Raw genomic sequence first — 23,451 nt, 5'->3', positions numbered from 1 at the left:
CTGCTGCTCCTGATTGTTTTCATACAAAGACCTGAGCGGCAAATACACACTATTGACTTAAATTTAATGTTGAATTAATGTTAAAATACGCAATTGAGGCGTATAAGGATACGTGAAACCTGCTATACGTACCTTTCCCTAAGCATCCGACCTTTGATATTCCCCCGGCATACAACGGCTCGGGGAATACATCAAATCATCGGACTATGTTAACAAGCCATGTGGAAGAGCTGTATTCCGGCATGCTGGAGCAGCTGGATGCTATCAACGGATCGGTCAAAGACCATGTACAGAACCTGAATGAATCGCTCCATTGTACAGTTTCGGCTCTTGGCCAGTTAAGGGAACTGGTACGTGAGCACCAATTTTCCAACGACGAGGCGGAGATTAACTTCTTCAAGTACCAGAAGCCGCATATCCATTGCTGGCACATCTACGTAATTGAGATGCACCACATCCTGGTCGGCGTTCCGGTCGGAACCGATCAGGAAATCCGCGATTATTACACGGACGAATTGGGAGTCATCAACCGGTTCTTCCGCAGGTATGCTTTCCAATACCAGTATTACCTCGCCGACGAAGACGCAATGGATGAAGATTTTTTCTTAACTCGGAACAAGACCGATTTCCCTCCGGGACAGGAAGATCGGCACGATCAGGGCGGCTTTTCCACCAACCTCGGTTACCTGTTTGCCAAATTTCGGGCATACGAAATGTTGCGCGATGCGATCATACGGCGTGTGCGCTTCTTATACCAGCAAGCGGACAGCGCATTTATGTCCGAAATGATGGGAGCCAAGAAGCGCTGGTGGTCGGGGGACAAGGTCGAGCTGATCGAGATCGCCTACGGCATCTATTACACCCACCGGATCAATGGGGGAAAGGCAGAGATTGCCGACATCATCGAATGGCTGGAGGAAAGCCTTCACGTCGACCTGGCGCAGGCATACCGGATGTTCATTGATATCCGCAGGCGAAAGACCGTCAGCTACACAAAGTTCCTGGACGAGATGCGAGAGGCCATCCGCAGGCACATCGAAGAATCACTGAAGTATAAACCAAAGAAAAAGCGACCAAAAACCGAATAACAATAGACCACTACCAACCGAAAAAAACACACCAACATGCCCTGAACGGTATAAATCTAATACCCAACATGCCGGAAATCCCAAAAATCCGGCATTACGGGGGCGGAACATCCCTTTTGGCCCTAAAAGCCAGAACCTGACACCCTAACCCTGCACCCCTAAAATTGTACGGCTCACCATCCATTTTCTCAGTGCGTCCGACGATATAATCACTACTAAATAAATCGACACCAACATTTGCATCTTAGGAAAGCCTGTCCATACCCTTACCAACTTTGATCCCATAAACGACGCGTTCTTTGACATGAAGGGAAAACCGCTAATTGCGTGGCCTGATACTATCCGTTTCAATTCTTTAAAGCTTTCGGTCTTGAAAAACTCCGTTTCCATGCCACCTATGGCGTTCGCCTTTTCCTACTGACGCCCTATTTATCGTTTTTCGTCATCGCAAATTCCATCCAGGGGAAATATTGACTTCACCCGTCGTTACGGGTTGGCCTTCCCGTCCATTTACTCCCCTGTACTGCTGGTTTCCATTGTCGGGTCGATACACCGTGCATACCGGAAGGATACCGACACAAAGCTATTCATCGAAGAACCGGCGGCGTATCTGACCCGGTACCGTGGTGCACCGGGCGGATGGCAGTTTGAACCGATCAGGATCTTCTCTTTTTGCCCGAAAACCTTAATTCCGGCACCAATTTCGGGCATTGGCTTCGAGACGTTCCAAAAAATTCCGGCATAAACACGAGCCACCCCGTAACCTTTCATTTATTCCGTTGCTTTTTGGACTTGCTCACCAATGCCCGCGCGAAGCACCATAATTAATTCTTTTCAAAAACTTCAAAAAATTAGATTATGGAAGCGAACAGCACAGCACAAGCAATGCACACCGTAGCCGAGGTACAGCATGTTTACAAAACCAATGTAAAGCCATCTATGAGGCCGAAGGTCAACTCGTCAAGATTAGCCTATCAGGCATTGTTGGAAAGCTGGGATGAGGATCGAATCGAATTTGTCGAGCAGTTCAAGGTCTTGCTGGTCACCACCGCCAATAGGATACTCGGTGTCTGCGAAATCTGCACAGGTGGAGTAGCCGCTACATACGTAGACATCAAGCTCATCATGACAGCAGCACTCAAAGCGAATGCAACGGGCGTGATACTTGCACACAACCATCCGTCCGGCAACTTGCAGCCCAGCAATGCGGACAAGGAAATCACCAAGAAGATCGTGATGGCTGGGCAGATTTTGGAGATCCGGATACTTGATCACATTATTGTCACGACCGATGGATATTTTTCGTTTCAGGATGAGGGGTTGCTTTAACCCCTTTCTTTGCTATACGATCATAGTACAACTTTTTTTACGAAAATAAATCCTTACCAACTTTTCCATATTGGTATATAATCCCGTCCCCATTATTCTGGAAATCCAAAATAAAGCGAAATAATGGGATGGTTTTGCTCCATGCTGTCCCGTAAGCACCAAAACCTACCAATTTACCGCTAACAAACCGTTGAAATCCCATCGTTGAACACCTCTTTTCCTGTATAAAAAAATCGATACCAACATTTCCAACTTGGGAAAGCCCCATCCGCAACCTTGCCAATTTTGACCCCAATAAAGGACACGTTCTTTGACATTGGGGGAAGAAGCGTTCCCGGTCCGCCGGGAATTACAGTGCAGTCGAACGGATAAATCAATCCGGTTTCGATGAACCATAGGCAGCCGGTTTCGGCGGGTATGTAGTTACCCACGTGAGTATTCCCGATCACAGTATATATACAGAGCGTCCGCTCGCGTAGCGATACGTCATCACATATCATACAGACGATATACAATTACCAACAACATATAACCAGAGGGGGCCAAAAGCCCCCTTTGCTATTTATAGGGAGGTGTCACACCTGCCCCTGACGTCCCGAACTTGATTCAGGATGCCTTGAACAAATCACTTTAGCACTCAGCTTATGGCAATACGAATAAATGCGGAACAGATCAAGGATCAGGTACCGATGGTCGACCTGCTCGCCCGGCTCGGCCATGAGCCGGCATACAGAACCGGCAAAGAACTTTTTTACACCAGCATGCTACGCGAGGAAAGGACGCCCTCCCTGTGCGTCAATGAACACATGGACGTATGGTATGACCATGGTGGCCCGAACCGATCCGGCATCAAGGGCGGCAACGTAATCGACTTTGGGTTGGCCTACTGGCATCCCGCTACCTTTCCCGAGGTTCTCGAGAAGATCACCTCCATCATGGCGATGCCTGTACAAACCTCAACTCAGGAGCCCGGTCGGCAGAAACGCCCACGCCAGCAGGCAACCCGGATAGCCAATTACCGGATCGAGACCGTAAAGGAACTCGATACCCACCCGGCCATCACCCGCTACCTACAAAGCCGCGGAATATGGGAAGCCGCCCAGGGCAGGCTCAGCGAAGTGTACTATTGCATAACCGGAGGCCCCAAACAGGGACGGCAATTCTTCTCCGCAGGCTGGCAGAATGAGGCCGGTGGCTGGGAACTCCGCAACAGGATCGGCGACCGCGATTTCAAGTCCTGCCTTGGCCGCAAGGCCATCAGCCTCATCCCCGGCAGTCCCGACAACCTCTCCCTGTTCGAGGGCTACATGGACTACCTCAGCTGGCTCCGCGACAACCCCCAAGCCACCGATACGGTCATCGTCCTCAACTCGGTCAACCTGCTGGATACCGCAGTAGACAAGGCCAGCTCCTTTGCCACAGTCAATGTCTACTTCGACCGCGACAAAGCAGGCGAGGCGGCCCTCGACAGATTGATGCAGGCTTTGCCACAAACCCTCGACCGCTCCGATATCTATAAGGGGTACAAGGACTACAACGAGATGCTCATGGCACGCACGCCCCAACGTCTCCCCTGGGAGGAAGACCACATCTATGAGAAGGTCATGGCCACCTACCGCAGGTGAGCCAACATAATTAAGTGCAATTTTTTAACCACCGATACAATCAAATTCAAACACCATGGAAATCATCATCACCTGGCAGATGGCCCTGTTCATCCTCGCCATCTATTTCGCCACAAGATACCTGTACGACACACTGCTGAAAATAGCGGCGGGTTGTCACAATCCCTTCAATCCAATGTACTGTTACCGCGATTACCCCACCTGGGCCAAGGGCTACAACCGGGGTAGAAGCGAAATGCTGAAAGCGGTGAAAAAAATAATTGCCGAGGTCACAGCAGAACAAGTCCGGATAATGAAAAAGTATAACATTCCCCACGACACCGGAATGCACGCAGCCCAAGATGAGCCGGAGACAGAACCAGCCAAGTAGCCGATTTGCCAAGCAATAGGCTGATTAGCAAACCAAGCAATAGGCAAGAAAAGTAGCCAATTAATAAGACATTTTGCCGGTCGGCAAGCCAAACAGTTACCGGATAGACTAACCCATCAATAGGCTGACAGTGCATTTATCTTACAGAATCAAAATTTGTTTTAGCAATGGAGAATTACACCGACAATGAACTTAAAGAGGAACTTGGGCGGCGGGGATATTGTACTACCGCCCTCTGGCATATAGATGACGTCAGACCTGCCGTTGATAGCATCAACCAGAACTACCGGGCGGATCACACCTTAAATGACTCCGAGTGCATGGAGATCCTGGACGGACTGTTTGGCGCAAATGCTGACCTATCCCCCGATGTCGATACGTTGGAATATGCCGTATTTGAACACTTGCAAGACCGCCGGGATATGTCCCAGACGCCCCACCCGAGAGGGAGGTAGGCAACCTGCAAAACCAAGCAATGGACAAGCCAAGTAACCAAATAGCAAAGCGATAGGCTGATTGGCAAACCAAACAATGGGCAAGCCAAGCAACCAAATAGCCAAGTGATAGGCTGAACGGCAAACCAAGCAATGAGCAAGCCAAGCAACCAAATAGCCAAGCGATAGGCGGATTAGCAAGTCAAGCAACAAGCAAACAAAGTAGCTAAATAGCCAAGCGATAGGCGGATTGCCAAGCCAAGCAATGGGCAAGCCAAATAGCCGAGCAATAGGCTGAATGGCAAACCAAACAATGGGCAGCTCGGGGAAAAAGACGAAATTTGGCCGCCCGACGCACAGCCCCCGGTGTTTTCACCCGCAGCCGCTACCGCGCCCGCAAGTGGAAACGACCGGTCAGCAGCCAAAACCCCACCCAAACCCCTTTTTGTTTTGTCAGCTGCAAGTTGTGTTTTCGGGTACCCCGAAAACCACCTTGCCTTTGCCCTGTGGCACCCCGATGGGGAGCCTCGGGCAAAGGAGGAAAAACCTGCGCAACTTGGTTTTTCTCCCAAACGATGGCCAAAGACCCTTTTAAGCCCATGGACAAGCCCAGGAAAAAGGCCGGAAGGCCACCCATGCTCACCGGCAAGCGGACGCGCATCATCAAGGCAAAACTCACAGATGACGAATTCAAGGCTCTGCTCGACATCCAGAAAACCTCCGGCATGAACCGCATGGAACTCATCCGCAAACGGGTACTTGGTGCTGGCAGCACCGTAACGGTCAACGTAAAAGAACTGCTCGGCGCACTCGATGCCGTCGGTGCCGAGCTGGGCAGGGCAGGCAACAACATCAACCAGCTGGCAAGGCATGCCAATGTGCTCAATAGACAGGGTAAGCTAAGTTCGGACGTCACAACGGACTTCAATACACTGTTCACGGACTACATCCGCATCCAGCGCGAACTCGAAAAGACACTCCGCCAGCTGCTCCGGGCAATGAAATAAACCTAACACCATACGATGATTGTCAAGATCCTTAAAAAATCCGCCACCTTCAAGGCTGTCCGGTACAACACCGGAAAGGTCGAGAAAGACCGGGGCGAGCTGCTGCTCGTCAAGAACTTCGGAGTGCTGCAGGGACTGGAAGACCTTCGCCCGCAGGACTACATCAACTACCTTGAGGCCGTATCGGCACGCAGCACCCGCACGAAATATCCGCAGTTCCATGTCGCTATCTCCACCAAGGGCCGGGCGCACAGCAAAGAGGAATTGTCGGACATCGCCCAGCAATGGATGGACGGCATGGGCTACGGCGACCAGCCCTACCTGCTCATCTACCATAAGGATACCGCCAACAATCATCTTCATGTGGTCTCCACACGCGTAGGCAGGGACGGTAAAAAGATATCCGACAGGTACGAGAAACTCCGGGCATACCGGGTGCTGAACCAGGTCATGGGCGAGGGCGAAAAACAGGCCGTAACGGGCCACCTGCAAAAAGCGCTCGCCTACAGCTTCTCCACCCGTGCACAATTCATGATGATACTGGAAGCAAAGGGTTATGTACTGACGCTGAAGGACGGGGCATACGCCATCAGCAAAGACGGCCGGGAGCTTGCTAGCCTGGAGGCGTCCAAAGTGGACGAGCGGATAAAGACAAGGGAAAAGGACAAGGGCAGGGTCGGTCAGATCAGGACGATCATCGAAAGATACCGTACAGTACACGATCCGTCACCGAATGCCTCAGAAGCGGGATATACCTCGGTACTGGCAAAATTTCTGCACGAAAAATTAGGATTGCAGGTACTCTTCCATGTCAGGGACGACAAGCCGCCCTATGGGTACACGCTGATCGACCATTCCGGAAAAGCCGTCTACAAGGGTGGTGAGATTATGCCGCTGGCCGAATTCATCGCACCCATGCAGACAAGGGAGGGTCAGCAACCAGGCTTTACAGCTACCGAAAATGTAAATACCAAGCAGATGGACGCCCCCGAAAACGCGGAAACAACATCCGGCAGGTTTTGGGAAAACGATACCATCCCGGATGATAAGCCATCTGGCGACACCGCCATTTCGGATGATGGGCAAAGGCAGGAACCACAGCCACAAATACATCCCGACACCGATCCCGGCTTCGTCCTGCCCACGATTGACATCAACATCTCGGACGACATCGACGACGAGGCCATCCTCGGCCGAAACCGCCGCCGCAAGCAGAAGGCTCGAACCAATACCAGATGAACTTAGCGGAGCGATCTCTTGAGGGCCTTTGGCAATTAACAATTCCCGAAAATACCACACCTTAAACTTCACCACTATGGTCATATTGATTGGAAACCAAAAGGGCGGCGCAGGCAAGAGCACGCTCACCCTGCTGCTGGCCAATTACCTCACCGCTGCGCACAAGCGCAAGGTCACCGTACTCGACATGGACTACCAGCAGTCCGTCGCCGCCAAATACGAAAAGGCGAAAATACTGGACAACGATCCTCCCTACGAGGTCATCGCGGTAGACCTGACCCACTTTCCCATGATGCTGGAAGTACTGACCAGAAACCCGGGTGAGACCGTCCTGATCGATCTGCCCGGCAAGATGGACGACGACGGGCTGATCCCGGTCATCCTCTCGGGCGATGTGATCCTCTGCCCGTTCAACTACGACGAGTTCTCGGTCGACTCGACCCTGCTCTTCGCCATGGTCGCCGGTAAGATCAACAACCGCGCGCCCATCGTTTTCGTCCCCAACCGGATCAAGGCAACCGTGCGCTACGATACCCGCAAGGAGGTCGACAAGGTGCTGGCAAAATTCGGCAGGGTAACCCCGGGCATCACCGACCGTATCGATTTCCAGCGCGTGGATACCCTGCACACACCCGCCATCGTCCTGCCTGCGATCCTTCCGCTGCTCGACCTGATCTATGCCACCCATTTCAAAAAGGAGGAAATAACATGAACGAAATAAAATCCCTCGCAGACCAGTTGCGTGAAAAGCTGCGTACCGGCGAAATGGACAAGTCCCCTCCGCCTGCAAAAGAAAAAAAGATTACCGATCCCCCGGCGGCGGGAGTGCCGAAAAAGCCGCCGAAAGTATCCGACAGGCATCAGAAGGCTGATGCATTCTTTGCAGCTATCGAGGCCTTCCGACCGGAGCTCTCCGAAAAGAGCATGATCCGGGTCGATGCCCGGACATTGCACCTGCTCAAGCGCATGAAGCTCGCTAAAGGTGTCGACATGAACCGCTTCATCGTCTACGCCCTGCACCAATACCTCGGCCAGCACCCCTGGCTGGCTGAACACATCCAAGAAACCCTTAAAAACTCAGCACCATGAACTGGACAAGTTTCCTGATTACCCTCGCCCTGGGCTACATGGCCTATTATGGCATCAACCTATTGATCGACCTGCTCATTTCCCGAAAGCCGCCCAAGGCCGACAGCTCCGGCGATGTGCTCTTCTTCGATGAGGACGTCCGGCCCGAGATCATCGTGCCTGCGGACGATCCGATCCCGGAATCCGCGCCCGCTCTCCCGACACAAGCCGAACCCCAGCCAGCACCACGGACCCCAGCCACGCCAACTGCACAGCCGGAAGGACTGTCCGGCCCGATACGATCCACTGGAGCTGTCGGGCTCAGAGAGTTGTTCAATCTGGCCAAGGACAACCTCATCGAGTACACCGGGGACATATCCTATGCATAACACCATGCAGCGTCCACCATCATGGGTCGCGATTGCCCTGTTGGTGTCCATCCTGCCCATTCCCGGAATCGCCCAGCCCGGGATCAACGAATTCTACCGCGCCTCCGGCGAGATGCACCGCTGGTATTTTTCCCTTTCCGACCTCGTCCTTGTCATCGGTGCCATCGCGGGCATACTCGGCGGGCTGCGCATCTATGCCAACTGGCAGTCCGGCAAGCAGCACCACATCGATGCACAGGTCATGGGCTGGTTCTTTTCCTGCCTCTTCCTGACCCTTATCGGTGCATTCCTCAAAGCCCTCTACGGGATCAATTAACTCCCATTTTCCCATACACCCTTTAATTTTCAATCCAATGACAGTAAGAACCAAAAAACTGTTTGCTTCCGCCATGGCCATCGTTGCCGTGGCAAACTCCCTGATGGCACAGACCGGAGGGGGAACCACAGGTATCAACGCAGCGACCTCTTCGCTGACCAGCTACGTCGACCCGGTATCCACGCTGACGCTCGCCATCGGTGCCGTGGTCGGTATCATCGGCGGTGTCCGGGTCTACATCAAGTGGAACTCGGGCGACCAGGACATCAACAAGGAACTGATGGGCTGGGGCGGATCCTGCCTATTCCTCGTGCTGGTATCGGTGGTCATCAAGGCTTTCTTCGGCGTCTGATGATCCGCAGGTTCTCCATATACAAGGGGCTTCAGAAGCCTCTTGTATATAGGGGTTTCAAGGGCAAGTTCATCGGCTGGGGCATCGGCTCCCTTGCCCTGGGCCTTGTGGGTGGCGGCCTGACGGGTGCACTGACCAGCATGTACCTCGGCGGACTGGTCACCATCCTTGCCATCGCCGGAGGGCTGACCTATACCTTCCACCGCCAGAAGAATGGCCTGCACGACAAGACCCGCCATAAGGGCGTATTCATCCATCCCGTAAACCTCAGAGACAGCTATGCAGACCACTCATCCTAAGACGCCGTTCCGGATGCCCTACGCGGGCATCGACCATTACCGCGGGGAGGCCCTGCTCTATGGCGAGCGGGGTGACTTCTCGGCCATATTCCGCCTGCGCAACCCCGTAACGCAATACGGTGCAGACCCCGAGCCCTATGCCGCCTACCACAGTACACTGCTCAACATCATCAAGATCCTCGGTGAGGGGCACATCATCCAGAAACAGGATATCCTCTCCCGGAAAACCTATCAGGCGGCAGCGGCTACCGAATTCCTCCAGCAGAAATACAACGGACATTTCAGCGGCAGGGAATACACGTCGATCACCACCTACCTGACCATCACCCGGCAGGTTAAAAAAGGGGCCTTCTACGTCCACGATCCCAAGGCACTGGCCGACTTTGCCCAGCAGATGGACAAGCTCCATGACCTGATGCAGGGTGCAGGAATGCACCCGCACCGCCTTACCGGGCAGGAGATACAGGGCTACGTCCCGCGCGTGCTGGCGATGGACTTCGCTTCGAGCAACATCGTGCTGGACAACCTGCTCGCCGGTGACAGCGAGCTGGGCATGGGCGAGCGGGCGGTGCGTAGCATCAGCCTGATCAATACCGACACCATCGACCTGCCGGAGACGGTCGGCACCTACGCCCAAAGGCAGGACAGCCGAAACCTACGGGATTTTCCCGTAGATAACCTCTTCTTCCTGCACAACGTACCCGAATACAGGTGTATCATCTATAACCAGCTCATCGAGATACCCGGCCAGCAGATGACCCTGAACAAGCTCGAGCTCAAGCGTAAACGGCATTCGGGTGTTCCCGATCCGGCCAATATGATCTGCGTGGAGGACATCGATCAATTGCTGGTCAACGTAGCGCGGGAGAACCAGCTGCTCGTCAATGCCCACTTCAATATCCTGCTCTGCGCCGATAGCGATAAGATCGGCAAGGCGGCCAACTTCATCGAAGCTGCACTCTTCCAGCAGGGGATCATCCCCTCACGCAACGCCTATAACCAGCTGGAACTGTTCCGCACGGCACTCCCGGGCAACGGCATCGAGCTCAAAAAATACGACTGGTTCCTGACCACCTCGGATGCCGCCATCTGCCTGCTCTTCAAGGAGTCCATGCAGACCGACGAGGAATCCGACTTCCTGATCCGCTTCACCGACCGGCAGGGCATACCCGTGGGCATTGACCCGGCAGACCTGCCCATGCGCACCGGAAGGATCAATAACCGCTCAAAATTTACATTAGGCCCGTCGGGATCTGGAAAATCTTTTTTCATGAATGCGCTGGTCGAGCAGTACTGCCGCTACAACATGGACGTGGTCATCGTCGATACCGGCGACAGCTACTCCGGGCTGTGCAGTTATTACGGCGGAAAGTATATCACCTATACCGAGGAAAAGCCCATCTCGATGAATCCCTTCGCCATTTCGCAGAAGGAGTTCAACCTCGAAAAAAAGGACTTTTTGAAAACGCTGATCGCCCTGCTATGGAAAGGGGCGGACGGTCAGCTTACCCAGATCGAGGATACCGTGCTATCCAACGTGCTCTCGTCCTATTATTACGAGCATTTCTGGCTCGACCCGGGCGAGCAGAACCCAAGGCGACCGGCAAAGCTCGACTTCGACTCCTTCTACACCTACTCGGTGGACAGGATACGCGATATCACCGAACAGGAATCCATCAGCTTCGATCTGGACGAATACCGCTACGTCCTGCGCAAGTTCCATTCGGGACAGGAATTCGGCACCGTGCTCAACGAGGCTGCCGACGCCTCGCTGTTCTCGGAACGCTTCATTGTGTTCGAAATAGACAATCTGAAGGAGAATAAGGTGCTTTTTCCCATCGTGACGCTCATCATCATGGACGTATTCCTGCAGAAGATGCGCCACCGGAAAGACCGCCGGAAAGCCCTGATCGTAGAGGAAGCGTGGAAGGCGATAGCCTCTCCGCTCATGGCGTCCTACCTGTTGTACCTCTACAAAACCGTCAGGAAGTTCTGGGGGGAGGTCATCGTGGTCACCCAGGAACTCGGCGATATCCTCGGAAACCCCATTGTCAAGGACTCGATCCTTGCCAACTCGGATACCATCTGCCTGCTCGACCAATCGAAATTCCGCGAGAATTACGATGCCATCGCCAAATTGCTCTCCATCACTGAGACAGAACGCCGCAAGATTTTCACGATCAACCAGCTAGAAAACAGGGACGGACGTGGCAGGTTCAAGGAGGTCTACATCCGTAGGGGAACAACCGGCGAGGTCTATGGCGTAGAGGTCTCGATCTTCCAGTACCTGTGCTACACCACCGAGAAACCAGAGAAAAGTGCCGTGGAAACCTACGTACGGGCACACGGCGATTACCGGAATGGTCTCAGTGCCTTTGTCTCTGACATGCAGGCAAGCGGCTTGGCCCTCGGTGCATTCGTTGCCAGGGTCAATAAAGCCGGGCAACCGATAACGCCCGGTCGGCAACCCATCGATTAATCCATTTACCCAATCTCCAGCCATGAAACCATCATGATCCTTCAAATCACACAGGTCAAGGACAAAGGTCATGATAGCTTCATCACAGATAAAAAACAAATTATAAACGATGAAAAAAATAGCCATCCTCATGGGCATGCTGCTCTTCGGCATACACCTCCATGCCCAGATTTACATCGACCCAGCGGTCGCAGCGGCCACGGGTGCCCATGCTGCCGTGATCAACGGACAGCTCAATACCACCAACGACAAGCTCACACTCATCCAGCGGGGGCAACTGGCCGTTACCGGACAGCTGGTCATCGTCAATGACCTGCAGGACAAGATCTACAAAGGGCTCAGCGAAGTGTCCTCCGTGGTGCGCAACCTGCTCGCCGTAAAGGATATCGCAGACATCAGTACCGATATTGTCCGGGACGTGAACAAGGCGATGGACATCGCCGGGAGCAACCCCATACTGCTGCTCTTTGCCGAACAGGGCGCAAGGGAATTCAAGACCAGGGCGACGAACCTCGCCGCCGAGGTCGCCTCCTTTGTGACGGTCGGTGGCAGGCAGAACCTCATGGACTCCGGCGAACGCGCCAAGCTCCTGAACCGGATCGTTACCGAACTGACCATACTTCGCGGCGTGGCCTACGGCATGCACCGCTCCATGTATTGGGCAAAACAACGGGGCATCCTGAACTCACTGAATCCCTATGCGGGCTTCATCAATATGGACAAGCGCATCGCCGATGACATTGTGCGCAATGCGAAATATTTAAAGCAATGAGGACGATACTGATAGCTACCCTTTTCCTGTTGGCAGGGATGCCAAGGGGGAACGCACAGCTGAACGTGGAGCTGCTCCACCAGCTCGTGCAGCACAGCAAGGATGAGAACGACCGCCAGAAGACCGCCCGTAACAGACAGACGGTCACCACCGCCAATGAGGAAGTGAACCGTTCCAAAATGGACGAACTCAAACAGAAGTACCGCACGCTGCAAAGCCGCTTCCACACCCTGGGCCTGGCCATCGATGCCACCCAGATCGGATTGCAGGCGGTGCCCATCATCCGGGAGATCGTGGAGCACCAAGCCGCCATCGTCAGGCTGGCAGGACAGGATCCGCTGCTTATCGCGATGGCCTATCAGACCGAAGCAGACCTTGCCGACAGGGCGTACCGGCTCAGCCAGTACCTCTACGCACTGGCCATCAGTATCGGGGACATCAACCAGATGAAGGCTTCCGACCGCAAACTGCTGTTTGGGCACGTACTAACCGAACTCAGGCGCATCGCCGGAACCTCCCGCGGGCTTGCTGCCAATATGTATTACAGCAACCGGAAACGCCTGCTCGAATCCATGAACCCTTTCGGCGAGTACATCAACCGCGACAGACAGCTGGTCGAAAACATCCTTTCCAAAATCAAACAGATCAGGCAATGAACAGAACCATTTTTCTAACGGCATACCTACTGCTGCTTGCTACGCTGTGCCACGGACAGAGCTACGTCACCATCGTCTACGACAGCAAGCACCTGGCCATCGTCGGCGAGAATGCCGCCGTACGCTCGGCTGCCGAGGTTACCCACGGCAGCTATCTCAGTACCATTAAGGACAGGCTGGACGACATCAACCTCAATGTCAGCTCCGTGGTGCTGGTGCAGGACATGATCCACCGGGGGCTCACCGAGGTCGACCAGGCCCTGCGCACCGGGCTTACCGTCCGCCAGATCGGACAGATCGGCACCGAAATTATCCATGAATGCAACCTCATGGTGCAGACCGCAAAAGACGCCCCCTACCTGTTGCTCTTCGCCGAGGACGTGGCCCGCCACATGAAAAATCGTGGCGTGAACCTCGCCAGCGAGGTATCCGAATTCGTGCTGAAGGAGGGGCAGAACGTACTGATGGACTACGAAAAACGCGATGCCCTGCTACGCAAGATCGTCCTTGAACTCCGCGTCATGCGGGCGCTGGCCTACAGCATGCACCGCTCCATGTATTACGCAAAGCTCCGCGGCATACTCCGGAGCATCAACCCCTATGGCCAGTACATCAATCAGGACAGGCGCATGGTGGACGACATCATCCACAAGGTAAAAATCCTAAAAGACTAAAGACATGATACTGAAACTTATCCTTTGGCACGTCATCGCCCTGCTTTCTTTGATGCAGGGCATGGCGCAAACCGTCAAATACCAAACCGACAAGCATATTGTCAACCAGCAGGAGCGCATGGTGTTCAAGCAGTGGGACAGAAAGAAATTCACGCCCACCAGTGGCTTTCTCGGACTCAATCCCAATTATTGGCTGACCTGGGCATGGCATCCCAATTACCCGAGGACCGACCTCAGGCCGCTCAGCGCAGCAGGCCCCCAGAGCCAGCGCCTGCTCCTGGTGGCAGCCATGAAGAACACCGAAGAGGCCTATAAGAAACATGCCGATACGCTCCGCAATACCGCCCTGACCGAAATGGCCGGACATGCCGGAGCGGTATCCGCCGCCGACCCGCTCTGGCAGCTCTATTACCGTAACGAGTTCCGCCCGCTCACCCAGGGTACCGATCCCTTGGACGGAACTACTGCCGAGGTCAGGGAATACCTGGCCGGTACCGGTATGCTGGACTGGTACACTGGGGAGGCTTCCGCACTTGCCGAGCGGCTCCAGGGGGTTAGGACGACCAATATCGAACGCGGATCCCGCATCATGGCCTACCACCGCATGCTCGGCGAGTACCGCTCCCTGCTATCGACCTGGGAAACCAAGAAACAGCGGGCAACGCTGTACCTGGGCCTGTTCAAAACAAACAGGAATGTCAGGGAAACCGCGCAGCCCATCGCCGCACCGCCCGGCAGGTCGGACATCCAGATCGCGGACGATATACTCGGCAAATCGAAACTCTAAAAATTAACCCATGAACCTGACTACATTCTTAGCAACAGGCATCCTGGCCCAGGGGGCTCCGGTGTCCGTGCCGGACTCCTTCAAGGATACCTTCAATTTTTTGCAGGGTAATGGCGTATACGAGGAAGGCATGATGCACTTCCTGCGCCAGATGAAGAACACCATCTGGACGCACTATGACGCCTTCATCGCCGATGCGCAGGCACTCAGTGCCATATTCATGCTCGTTTTTTTCGCCATCAAGACCTACGAGATGATGGCGGGCGACAAACAGCTGGAGATCATGCCCCTGCTGCGACCGTTCGGGCTGGTCATGGTCATCCTCTGGTGGCCGACCTTCACCCGGGTGGTCGCCTACCCAACGGACATCGTGGCGGCAAAGACCGAGGCCATGTTCGACGGCAGCCAGACCGAGGTCAACAACCTGCGCCTCCAGCGTGCCAAGCTCATGGTCGACATCGCTGACCAGCTGCTCACCGTACAGGCGGAGACCGAGACCGCCAAGACCGAGGCAGACACCTGGTACGGCAGGGCATGGGAATCGGTCACCTCTACCGTCAAGGAAGGCTTTTCGGATGTATGGAATTCGGTCGTGCAGGTACGTAACCGACTACAGGTCGGGCTACAGCTGATGATGACCTCCCTGCTGGAGACCCTCGCCGTCTGGCTGCTCCGGATCTGCGTCTACATCGTATTCATCATACAGATCATCTACTCGACCGTCCTGATCATCCTTGGCCCGTTTTCCGTGGCGGCAAGCATCCTGCCCGCCTTCCGGGATAGTTTCAGCACCTGGACCGCACGTTTCATATCGGTCAACCTGTACTCCGGGATCGCCTACCTAGTGATGTACGTCGCATCGCTCTTCCAGCAGTATGCCATGGAAGCCGAGATATCGCGCTATCAGGAACTGGTCGGTACCGCAGGGCCGGACATGGAGAAGCTGGCATGGTTCGCCGGGAACGGCGTGCTGTCCTTCGGGATGGTCATCGGAACCTTTGTCATCGGGGCACTTACCATGCTGACCGTACCGAGCATCAGCACGTGGATCATCTCCACCTCCGGCATCTCATCGGCAGCATCCACCATGGGAAGGGGCGCAGGCGGCATGTCGCGCATGATGGGCAAGATATTAACCAAGGGAATGAAGTAAAACAAACAGCAATGATCATCAAGAACATAGAAACCAAGGTGCGGCTCGCCACTTTTCTCTCGGCGGGATGCCTGATCGCGGCCGTCCTCATGGTCATCGGCGTATCCTTCTTTGCCTACCGGCAGGTCGCCGATGCAAGAAAAAGCATTTACATCATGGATGCCGCGAACGTGCCCATGTCCGCAAGGCAGACCGACGTGCAGATGAACCGCGAGGCCGAATACCGATCCCACGTGGGGCGGTTCCACAGCCTCTTCTTCTCGCTCACCCCGGACGACAGGTTCATGGAATACCAGATGAAGCAGGCCATGTACCTCATCGACGAGAGCGGGGCACTCCAGTACAACAACCTCAAGGAAAAGGGTTTTTTCAACTCCATCCTGTCCTCCAGTGCCGTACTGACCCTGCGTACCGACAGCATACAAATCGACATGGCACAGCGCTATTTCCGCTATTACGGTACCCAGAAGATCGACAGGCGCAGCTCCGCCATCACCCGTTCGCTCGTCACCGAGGGCTATCTCAATGACCTGGAGATACGCTCGGACAACAACCCGCACGCCGTACTCATCACGCGGTGGAAAACAATAGAAAACAAAGACATCCAACATGTACAGAAAAACACCTTCTGACCCCGCTTCCGATGCCCGTGCATGGGAAGGACTGCGCGAACGTATCAGGCGCACCGGAACATCCTTCCGCAGGCTGGTGGAGCGCTATCCCATCCATTTCTTCGGCGTGATGGTCGCCTGTATGCTCGGCTCGGGCATCCTCGCCTTCACCGTCATGCGTGTCGGTACGCCACATAAGCTCCCGGCATTCTCACCACCGCCTTCCAGCGGTGCAGGGGCCGGAGTGACGGGGATCATCGATACCTATTCGGCCATCCGCGAGGTCGCAGACCTCCAGCAGGTCATTACGGCGATCGTCCAAAAGGACACGCTCAGCGCGGCCGACAGCATCCTGCTCACCGATGCCCTCCAGCGCTTCGAACTGATCCAGCGGTCCATTATGAACAATAAGAAAACAAATCCAGCGCCATGAACATAGATTTCAAAAAACCGCGGTACGTCATACCGCTCATCCTGCTGCCATTCCTGTGCATATTCTTCTATGTATACAAGAGCAGCTTCGGTAAGGAGCAACCCCCACAGGCAGGAAGGGACTCCCTGCAGGCCGATCTGGCCGGGGTCTCCGACCAGGTACGCGACCGCGCCCTGTCCGACAAGCTCGACGCTTACCGTAACCAGTACAGGCAGGCAGATGGCTATACCGCCATCGGCAGCCTCCAGGACGAACAGGCAACGGTCGAGGTGCCGGGTACCCTGTATAACGAACACGAACGCCGCAAGCTCGACTCCATCGACCGCGCCATGAAAGGACGCTATGGCGGTACGCAGCCGGGAGTTTTCCCCGATGCAACCGACCGGCAGGGCGGCAATGGCACGCCAGACCCGCACGACAGGGCATTACGGGAGGCACTTGCAGGCATCAACCGGCAGCCGACCTCACCGCCAGCTGCACAGTCCCAGCCACCCCAACCCGATCCCATGGCGCTCTTTCGCCAGCAGATGGAACTGCTCGACAGCATGGGCAAGGCCAATGACCCCGAATACCGTGCCGAGCAGCAGCGCCTCAAGCAGGTTCAGCAGCTCGCCGGGCAACAGGCCGAACAGACCCGTCTCGCTGTCACAAAAACCTCGGGCAGTGCTGCCGTATTCAATACCATAAGACCCGAAAGCGAGGAAACCTTCATCACCGCTATCGTCGACCAGGACATCAAGGGATACGCCGGATCGCGCCTGCGCATACGCCTGCTCGAGGATATGATGGCAGGGAGCTTCCTCATCAGGAAGGGCACCTATATCTATGCCCAGATTTCGGGCTTTACCGGCCAGCGCGTCAACCTGACCGTGACCTCCATCATGAACGGCCAGCACATCCTTCCCGTCCGCCTGGAGGTCTACGACCACGACGGCTTACAGGGGCTGTACGTTCCGGCATCCGCTTTCCGTGAATTCACCAAGGAGCTGGGCGGCAATGCCAGCCAGGGGGTTACCCTCCAGCAGGCTGCCGAAAACAACAGCCAGCTGGTCATGAGCATGGTGCAGAAGATGTTTCAGTCGACCACCACCGCGGTCAATAAAATGATCCGGCAGAACAAGGCCAAGATCAAGTACAACACACTGGTGTACCTGATCGATCCCGAACAATTACAGACTAACCAAAAGAGTTACTAACAAATCCCTCGCATTATCATGAAGAATCTATTGATTATCCTAACCCTGCTACTCGCAGGAATACAGTTGAACGCACAGGAGAACGCCGGAACCTACCGGGAAGAACTCCCCGATATCATGCTTGACAGCCGTAGTTCGCTGCACCTGATATCGCCCCAGCCCATCCGTTACGTCGACATATCCACCCATGAGGTCGTGGGCGACCTGGCCGAGCCGAACGTACTGCGGCTAAAGTGGGTGCCTGACACCGCACAGGCCACGGGCCTGCATTCGCACAATCTGGGGGTCGTCACCGTCATCGGCGAGGACTTCATCGCACAGTACAACCTGCACCTGATCGACGGTGCACCGGAGGCTGGGCTCGCTACAGGTTTCGATATCCTGCCACACCATACCAGGCCGATCCATACACCCGTGGAGCTGACCACACCCGAACTCCGCAGCCATGCGCTATCCCTGCTCTCCAGGCGCAGACCCGTCCCCATCCGCAAGGCAAGCACCTACGGGATCCGCGCCGAACTGAACAGCGTTTACACCGTTGGCAACCTCGTGCTGCTGGATATCACCTATCGAAACAGCACCAACCTGTCCTACGACATCGACGAGCTGCGCTTCAAGATCGAGGACAAAAAGATCACCAAGGCCACCAACGTGCAATCCATCGAGATCAAACCGATCTGGCAGCTCTATCCGCACGGATCGTTCAGGAAAAGCTACCGCAATATATACGTCCTGAAAAAAGCGACGTTCCCCTCCAGCAAGGTGCTGAACGTAGAACTCTCCGAAAAGCAGATATCGGGCAGGACAATCACTCTCAAGATCAGGTACGGCGATATCCTCAATGCGGATAGCTTCTAATGCTTTTTACCCCTTTAATCAGATGATTATGAAAGACTTGATTGGGACAACAGTCATGGTGCAACCTGACATGCTACAGGATCCCATGGAAATGCAGGGATACACGGGAAAAATTACCCGGATTTTTGATGACTATCGTGCCGCCTGTGTCAAATTCGAAAAAAGCGAAATCGGCTTTTACCCCACAGACCTCCTCCTCATGTTGATTCCCGCAGACATCGTCGTAGATAGGCTACGTAATCCGGACAAAATGGACTTGCAAATTCCGGATGCCATCGATGTTTTTGAGATGTACCAACTTCACGCTACCGGGCTTCCGGAAGCCCAAAAGATGGCACTTGATTGGGCAGTTAGCCACGACAAGCTTTCCGAAGCAATTGTTTGCAGCGTCAGGGATTTGGCAGAAGGCCGGGTAAACAGGTTCGGCGCACAACAGAGATCCGGTAGAAGGTTTTAATAAACTATCAGCATTTAAGTCGCATATATAAAAGAGGGAAAAATCGCCCTACCCCAAGTTAAATAAACCAAATATGGAAGGTAGCCTTACCATTATTAAAACAGATTTACATGGAAGAACTTGTAGGAACAACAGTCATGGTGCATCCCGACCTGACCACCGATCCCGTGAATATGCAGGGGCATCTGGCAACGATCAGCCACGTCCTTTATGAAGACTGTTCGGCCTATGTCAGGTTCAGGAACCAGATGATCGGCCTCTACAGTACCGATGCCCTGCTGATGCTCGTGCCACCGGAAATCGTAGTGGATAAATTGCGAACGGATGTATACGAGATGGATATGGACGCTTCGGAAGTCGTGGATATCCTGGAAATGTACCAGCTCCATGCAACCGGGCAGCCGGAACGCCAGCAGGAGGCACTCGATTGGGCGATGACGCACGCCAAAATTTCACGGGCGATCGTATTCAGCGTGGAGGATTGGATCGAATTCCAGATCGACCGGCTCGACCGGCAACAGCAACCCGGCAGGGGTATTTAGCTTACTAATCCGAAAAATTTGTATATTTGACTAAATTAATCCGAAAAATTTGTGTTAAAGCAACCGGATCAGATAATTAAGGCGAAAAATTTGTAAAACCCCGCACCATGGACAAGGACATCCCACTTCACCTGCAGGAGGTCATATTCTCATCGAGCAACCCCGAGGTCAGCAGGACGATAGGCAAGCTGGAAAAATCACGCAAGCTGAAAAAGATAGCTCCCAGGGTATATACACCCAATCTGGAGGAAGACCCTGCGGAGATTGTACGGCGCAACCTGTTCAGGATCATCGGACAGCTGTATCCCGGCATCCTGCTCAGCCACCGCTCGGCATTGGAATACAGGCCCAGCCAGACCGGGGATATTTTCCTTACGCATACACACAACCGCAAAGTGGAACTGCCGGGCATTGCCCTCAACATCATGCGCGGGCCGGGAGCGACGGGGAGCGACAACTTGTTTACCGATGGCCTCTATGTTTCCGGCCAGGAACGTGCCCTGCTGGAAAACCTGCAGGAATCCCGTAAGGTCGGAGGCCAGTCCAAGACCCTGCCGTTGCCCGAAATCGAGGAAAAGCTCGACCAGATCGTGCGCGTCAAGGGCGAGGAAGGACTCAACGAACTGCGTGACCGGGCAAGGCTTATCTCCGGGACGCTCGGCATGGAAAAGGAATTCGGAAAGCTCGACCGCATGGTCGGGGCAATCCTGTCCACCAAACCCACCAATATCCTCAAATCCCCGGTCACCATCGCCCGCGCTTTCGGCCACCCCTACGATCCCGCAAGGCTGGAGGTCTTCGAACAACTTTTCGTCCAGCTCCAGCAGCGCGAATTTGCCGGTCTGCCCGATGCGAACGACACGGCAAGGGCGTTCCGTAACTTCGCCTTCTACGAGGCCTATTTCTCCAACTTCATTGAGGGGACACGCTTTGATGTGCAGGAAGCCCTGCGGATCATCGAGACCGGAAAGCCCCTGCCCGCAAGGGACGAGGACTCCCACGACGTGCTCGGTACCTACCAGATCGTGGCCAACCGGCAGGAAATGTCCATCACACCCGAAGATGCCGGGCAATTGCTGGAAATACTGCGCTACCGTCACAGGACGCTGATGGTCGCCAGGCCGACCAAGAACCCCGGCGAATTCAAGGACAGAAATAACCGTGCGGGCGATACCGAATTCGTCGACCATACGCTCGTCAGGGGTACACTCATCAGGGGCTTTGATTTCTATCGCGCCCTTAACCACCCCTTTGCGAAGGCGGCCTACATGATGTTCATGGTCAGCGAGGTGCATCCTTTTCTGGACGGAAACGGCAGGCTCGCAAGGGTCATGATGAACGCCGAACTGACCGCCGCAGGCCAGACGAAGATCATTATACCAACCGTTTTCCGGGAGGACTACCTCGGCGCGCTCCGCCAGCTCACGCGCAGGAACGAGCCGGATACCTTTATCCGCATGCTCCAAAGGGCACAGCGGTTCAGCGCCACCATCACCGGCGAGGACATGGATGCCATGCAACGGGTACTCGAAGCCAGCAATGCTTTCAGGGAAGGCGACGAACACATCCTCCGAATTCCAGAGGCTCCACAACGCAATCCGTGGGAACCCGATGATGACGGACAGGATAATGGCCGGGGCATCCGGCGTTAAAATTTCTTGCAGTGGATTCGATGTTACCTGCTGTTTTGGTTTTTTAGTCGTTCGATTTCCTTTGCTAAGGTTTGTTTCTCAGTCTTGGATTTTGTCAGTTTAAAGGCTTGTCGGTAGTGATAAATTGCTTTGTAAATATCCGTATCCGCATATAGGTAACCTACAAGTTCATGATAGTAATTACTGTCCGCCAAATTTAGTTTTTCGGCTTCGGGAATGGCTCTTTCATGTCCATATACTTTAGCAAAGGCAAATGTTCTGTTCAATGCCGTTATTGGCGAATACTCGATGAGAATAAGCTGATTGTAAAGCTGTAGAATATGCTGCCATTTGTTTTCGTCTGTAGGTGTAGCGTGCCAATACGCAATACCTGCTTCCAAATGGTATTTTGAGATTTCATTCCCATTCGTAGCATTTACTAAATAGTAATTTCCTCTTTGGATAAGGGATTTATCCCACAAACTTCTATCCTGCTCGTCAAACAAGACGGCCTCGCCTTTACCGTTTGTTCTTGCTTCCAATCGTGAGCTTTGAAAACACATTAAGGCAAGTAAAGCGTTGGTTTTCGGCAGGTTTGTCAATGGGCTTTCTGTTAATAGCAATGTGAGCTGTACAGCTTCGGAACAAAGTTCTTTTCTAACTTGCTGATTGTTGGTTTTAGAAAAATACCCCTCGTTAAACAATAAATACAGCGTCTTTAAAACGGTGTCTAATCTTGATTTTATTTCCGTATCGCCTAAATTCTTAATTTGAAAATTATCGTTTCGGAGACTGGTTCTTGCCCTGTGCAGTCGTTTTTTAATTGTCTCCTGTTTTGCAACAAAGGCATTGGCGATTTCTTCTACACTAAAACCGCAAAGGATTTGAAGTGCTAAACAGATTTGAGCTTCAGTCGGATTTTTAGGGTTACAGACCGCAAAAATCATGGCTAACTGGCTGTCGAAAATATGTTGATTGCTAAACTCAAAATCCTTTTCCGTTTCGGCTTCATTTGGTTTTATGGTTTCCTTGATCTGCGTTTCAAAAAGAGAAATATGTTTAAAATAATCTTTGATTTTGTTTTTGGCAACTGTATAAAGCCATGCGGTCGGGTTTTCAGGTATTCCGTTGACAGCCCAATGTTCGGATGCTTTTAAAAATGTATCGCTTGCAATATCTTCGGCTATTTCAATATGCTGCAAGCCAAAATGACGGCATAGAACAGCCGTCATTTTTGCATATTCCTGTCGGAATAGGTGAGGTAAAATATCGATATGTGATGGGTTATCCAATATATTAGTCACGTTTTAAAACTTCTCTTACCTCAATACTCCCACCAATTTTAAAAATCGGGTTTCCTTTTGCCATCTCTACCGCTTCATTAATGGTATCGGCTTTTACAACGATATAACCACTGATAAACTCCTTGATTTCGGTATAGGGGCCATCTGTTACGATGTTATCAGATTCAACGGTTTTGGCACTTCCTGCAAAGGGCAAAAGCGTGTTACCTTTATCAACCAATCTGTTTTGGGAAGCAATACCTGCCAACCAATTCATTCGTTCCTGCATCTGCTCTGGCGATGGCTGGAAACCGGCAATGTCTTTCAGTCTAAAAATTAACGCAAATTCTTTCATGATTTTTAAAATTTTATTGTTTGCCCTAATAACGATTGACATTTCAAA

The 23,451-nt window shown here is 53.5% G+C and carries 28 protein-coding genes; 26 read left to right on the top strand and 2 right to left on the bottom strand.

Annotated features, from left to right (window positions below):
• Positions 1 to 206 precede the first annotated feature (206 nt).
• From FM107_RS03200 to FM107_RS03055, 26 genes are all read left to right on the top strand, one after another.
• Positions 207 to 1,088: an RteC domain-containing protein gene (locus FM107_RS03200; RefSeq protein ID WP_086947062.1), complete on the top strand. Its 882-nt coding sequence runs from the start codon at positions 207 to 209 to the stop codon at positions 1,086 to 1,088.
• Positions 1,089 to 1,946: 858 nt separating this feature from the next.
• Entirely contained in the window at positions 1,947 to 2,417 is a 471-nt protein-coding gene (locus tag FM107_RS03185) for a JAB domain-containing protein (RefSeq protein ID WP_086947059.1), read from the top strand.
• 644 nt (positions 2,418 to 3,061) lie between these two features.
• Positions 3,062 to 4,042, top strand: coding sequence for a toprim domain-containing protein (locus FM107_RS03175; protein WP_086947057.1), 981 nt, complete (start codon positions 3,062 to 3,064; stop codon positions 4,040 to 4,042).
• 55 nt (positions 4,043 to 4,097) lie between these two features.
• On the top strand, positions 4,098 to 4,412 hold the full coding sequence (locus tag FM107_RS03170; protein WP_086947056.1) for a hypothetical protein: 315 nt from the start codon (positions 4,098 to 4,100) through the stop codon (positions 4,410 to 4,412).
• 320 nt (positions 4,413 to 4,732) lie between these two features.
• Positions 4,733 to 4,867: a hypothetical protein gene (locus tag FM107_RS19885; protein ID WP_256959304.1), complete on the top strand. Its 135-nt coding sequence runs from the start codon at positions 4,733 to 4,735 to the stop codon at positions 4,865 to 4,867.
• A gap of 554 nt (positions 4,868 to 5,421) precedes the next feature.
• Complete coding sequence (gene mobC, locus FM107_RS03155) at positions 5,422 to 5,853, top strand: plasmid mobilization relaxosome protein MobC (RefSeq protein WP_143559410.1); 432 nt, start codon at positions 5,422 to 5,424, stop codon at positions 5,851 to 5,853.
• Between the two features lie 15 nt (positions 5,854 to 5,868).
• Complete coding sequence (locus FM107_RS03150) at positions 5,869 to 7,092, top strand: relaxase/mobilization nuclease domain-containing protein (protein ID WP_086947052.1); 1,224 nt, start codon at positions 5,869 to 5,871, stop codon at positions 7,090 to 7,092.
• A 76-nt stretch (positions 7,093 to 7,168) separates the two neighbouring features.
• Positions 7,169 to 7,804, top strand: a complete 636-nt coding sequence (locus tag FM107_RS03145; protein WP_086947051.1) for a ParA family protein — start codon at positions 7,169 to 7,171, stop codon at positions 7,802 to 7,804.
• Positions 7,801 to 8,181, top strand: a complete 381-nt coding sequence (locus FM107_RS03140) for a hypothetical protein (protein ID WP_086947050.1) — start codon at positions 7,801 to 7,803, stop codon at positions 8,179 to 8,181. The genes FM107_RS03145 and FM107_RS03140 overlap by 4 nt, the downstream gene beginning before the upstream one ends.
• Entirely contained in the window at positions 8,178 to 8,549 is a 372-nt protein-coding gene (locus FM107_RS03135; RefSeq protein ID WP_086947049.1) for a hypothetical protein, read from the top strand. Before FM107_RS03140 ends, FM107_RS03135 begins: the two co-directional genes overlap by 4 nt.
• A gap of 4 nt (positions 8,550 to 8,553) precedes the next feature.
• The gene (locus FM107_RS03130) at positions 8,554 to 8,865 is read left to right on the top strand and encodes a DUF4134 family protein (protein ID WP_086947201.1); all 312 of its coding nucleotides are present in this window, start codon (positions 8,554 to 8,556) and stop codon (positions 8,863 to 8,865) included.
• Between the two features lie 37 nt (positions 8,866 to 8,902).
• Positions 8,903 to 9,217 (top strand): DUF4134 domain-containing protein, encoded by a 315-nt coding sequence (locus FM107_RS03125; protein WP_086947048.1) that lies wholly within the window; start codon positions 8,903 to 8,905, stop codon positions 9,215 to 9,217.
• Positions 9,217 to 9,516, top strand: coding sequence for a DUF4133 domain-containing protein (locus FM107_RS03120; protein WP_086947047.1), 300 nt, complete (start codon positions 9,217 to 9,219; stop codon positions 9,514 to 9,516). The genes FM107_RS03125 and FM107_RS03120 overlap by 1 nt, the downstream gene beginning before the upstream one ends.
• Positions 9,497 to 11,995, top strand: a complete 2,499-nt coding sequence (locus tag FM107_RS03115) for a TraG family conjugative transposon ATPase (RefSeq protein ID WP_086947046.1) — start codon at positions 9,497 to 9,499, stop codon at positions 11,993 to 11,995. The genes FM107_RS03120 and FM107_RS03115 overlap by 20 nt, the downstream gene beginning before the upstream one ends.
• Positions 11,996 to 12,104: 109 nt before the next feature.
• Complete coding sequence (locus tag FM107_RS03110; protein WP_086947045.1) at positions 12,105 to 12,767, top strand: hypothetical protein; 663 nt, start codon at positions 12,105 to 12,107, stop codon at positions 12,765 to 12,767.
• Complete coding sequence (locus FM107_RS03105) at positions 12,764 to 13,423, top strand: hypothetical protein (protein WP_086947044.1); 660 nt, start codon at positions 12,764 to 12,766, stop codon at positions 13,421 to 13,423. Before FM107_RS03110 ends, FM107_RS03105 begins: the two co-directional genes overlap by 4 nt.
• Entirely contained in the window at positions 13,420 to 14,097 is a 678-nt protein-coding gene (locus tag FM107_RS03100) for a hypothetical protein (protein WP_086947043.1), read from the top strand. The genes FM107_RS03105 and FM107_RS03100 overlap by 4 nt, the downstream gene beginning before the upstream one ends.
• Positions 14,098 to 14,101: 4 nt before the next feature.
• A complete protein-coding gene (locus FM107_RS03095; RefSeq protein ID WP_143559409.1) occupies positions 14,102 to 14,884 on the top strand; it encodes a hypothetical protein in 783 nt (260 codons plus the stop codon).
• A gap of 10 nt (positions 14,885 to 14,894) precedes the next feature.
• The gene (locus FM107_RS03090) at positions 14,895 to 16,037 is read left to right on the top strand and encodes a plasmid transfer protein (protein WP_086947041.1); all 1,143 of its coding nucleotides are present in this window, start codon (positions 14,895 to 14,897) and stop codon (positions 16,035 to 16,037) included.
• 11 nt (positions 16,038 to 16,048) lie between these two features.
• Positions 16,049 to 16,669 (top strand): conjugative transposon protein TraK, encoded by a 621-nt coding sequence (traK, locus tag FM107_RS03085; RefSeq protein WP_086947040.1) that lies wholly within the window; start codon positions 16,049 to 16,051, stop codon positions 16,667 to 16,669.
• Positions 16,647 to 17,081, top strand: a complete 435-nt coding sequence (locus tag FM107_RS03080) for a hypothetical protein (protein ID WP_086947039.1) — start codon at positions 16,647 to 16,649, stop codon at positions 17,079 to 17,081. The genes traK and FM107_RS03080 overlap by 23 nt, the downstream gene beginning before the upstream one ends.
• Positions 17,078 to 18,277: a conjugative transposon protein TraM gene (locus FM107_RS03075; protein WP_086947038.1), complete on the top strand. Its 1,200-nt coding sequence runs from the start codon at positions 17,078 to 17,080 to the stop codon at positions 18,275 to 18,277. Before FM107_RS03080 ends, FM107_RS03075 begins: the two co-directional genes overlap by 4 nt.
• An 18-nt stretch (positions 18,278 to 18,295) precedes the next feature.
• Entirely contained in the window at positions 18,296 to 19,135 is an 840-nt protein-coding gene (gene traN / locus FM107_RS03070) for a conjugative transposon protein TraN (RefSeq protein WP_086947037.1), read from the top strand.
• 28 nt (positions 19,136 to 19,163) lie between these two features.
• Positions 19,164 to 19,592, top strand: a complete 429-nt coding sequence (locus FM107_RS03065; protein WP_143559408.1) for a hypothetical protein — start codon at positions 19,164 to 19,166, stop codon at positions 19,590 to 19,592.
• A 110-nt stretch (positions 19,593 to 19,702) separates the two neighbouring features.
• A complete protein-coding gene (locus tag FM107_RS03060; protein ID WP_086947035.1) occupies positions 19,703 to 20,134 on the top strand; it encodes a hypothetical protein in 432 nt (143 codons plus the stop codon).
• A 107-nt stretch (positions 20,135 to 20,241) separates the two neighbouring features.
• On the top strand, positions 20,242 to 21,786 hold the full coding sequence (locus FM107_RS03055) for a Fic family protein (protein ID WP_086947034.1): 1,545 nt from the start codon (positions 20,242 to 20,244) through the stop codon (positions 21,784 to 21,786).
• 23 nt (positions 21,787 to 21,809) lie between these two features.
• Here the strand turns inward: FM107_RS03055 and FM107_RS03050 are convergent, their stop codons facing one another.
• Complete coding sequence (locus FM107_RS03050; RefSeq protein ID WP_256959303.1) at positions 21,810 to 23,069, bottom strand: RNA polymerase sigma factor; 1,260 nt, start codon at positions 23,067 to 23,069, stop codon at positions 21,810 to 21,812.
• On the bottom strand, positions 23,062 to 23,403 hold the full coding sequence (locus tag FM107_RS03045; RefSeq protein ID WP_086947200.1) for a YciI family protein: 342 nt from the start codon (positions 23,401 to 23,403) through the stop codon (positions 23,062 to 23,064). Before FM107_RS03045 ends, FM107_RS03050 begins: the two co-directional genes overlap by 8 nt.
• Positions 23,404 to 23,451: the final 48 nt, after the last annotated feature.

Source organism: Sphingobacterium sp. JB170, from assembly GCF_900163865.1.
Taxonomy (GTDB): Bacteria; Bacteroidota; Bacteroidia; order Sphingobacteriales; family Sphingobacteriaceae; genus Sphingobacterium.
Note: the sequence above shows the minus strand (reverse complement) of the source record. Positions and strands in the feature narration are given on the sequence as shown.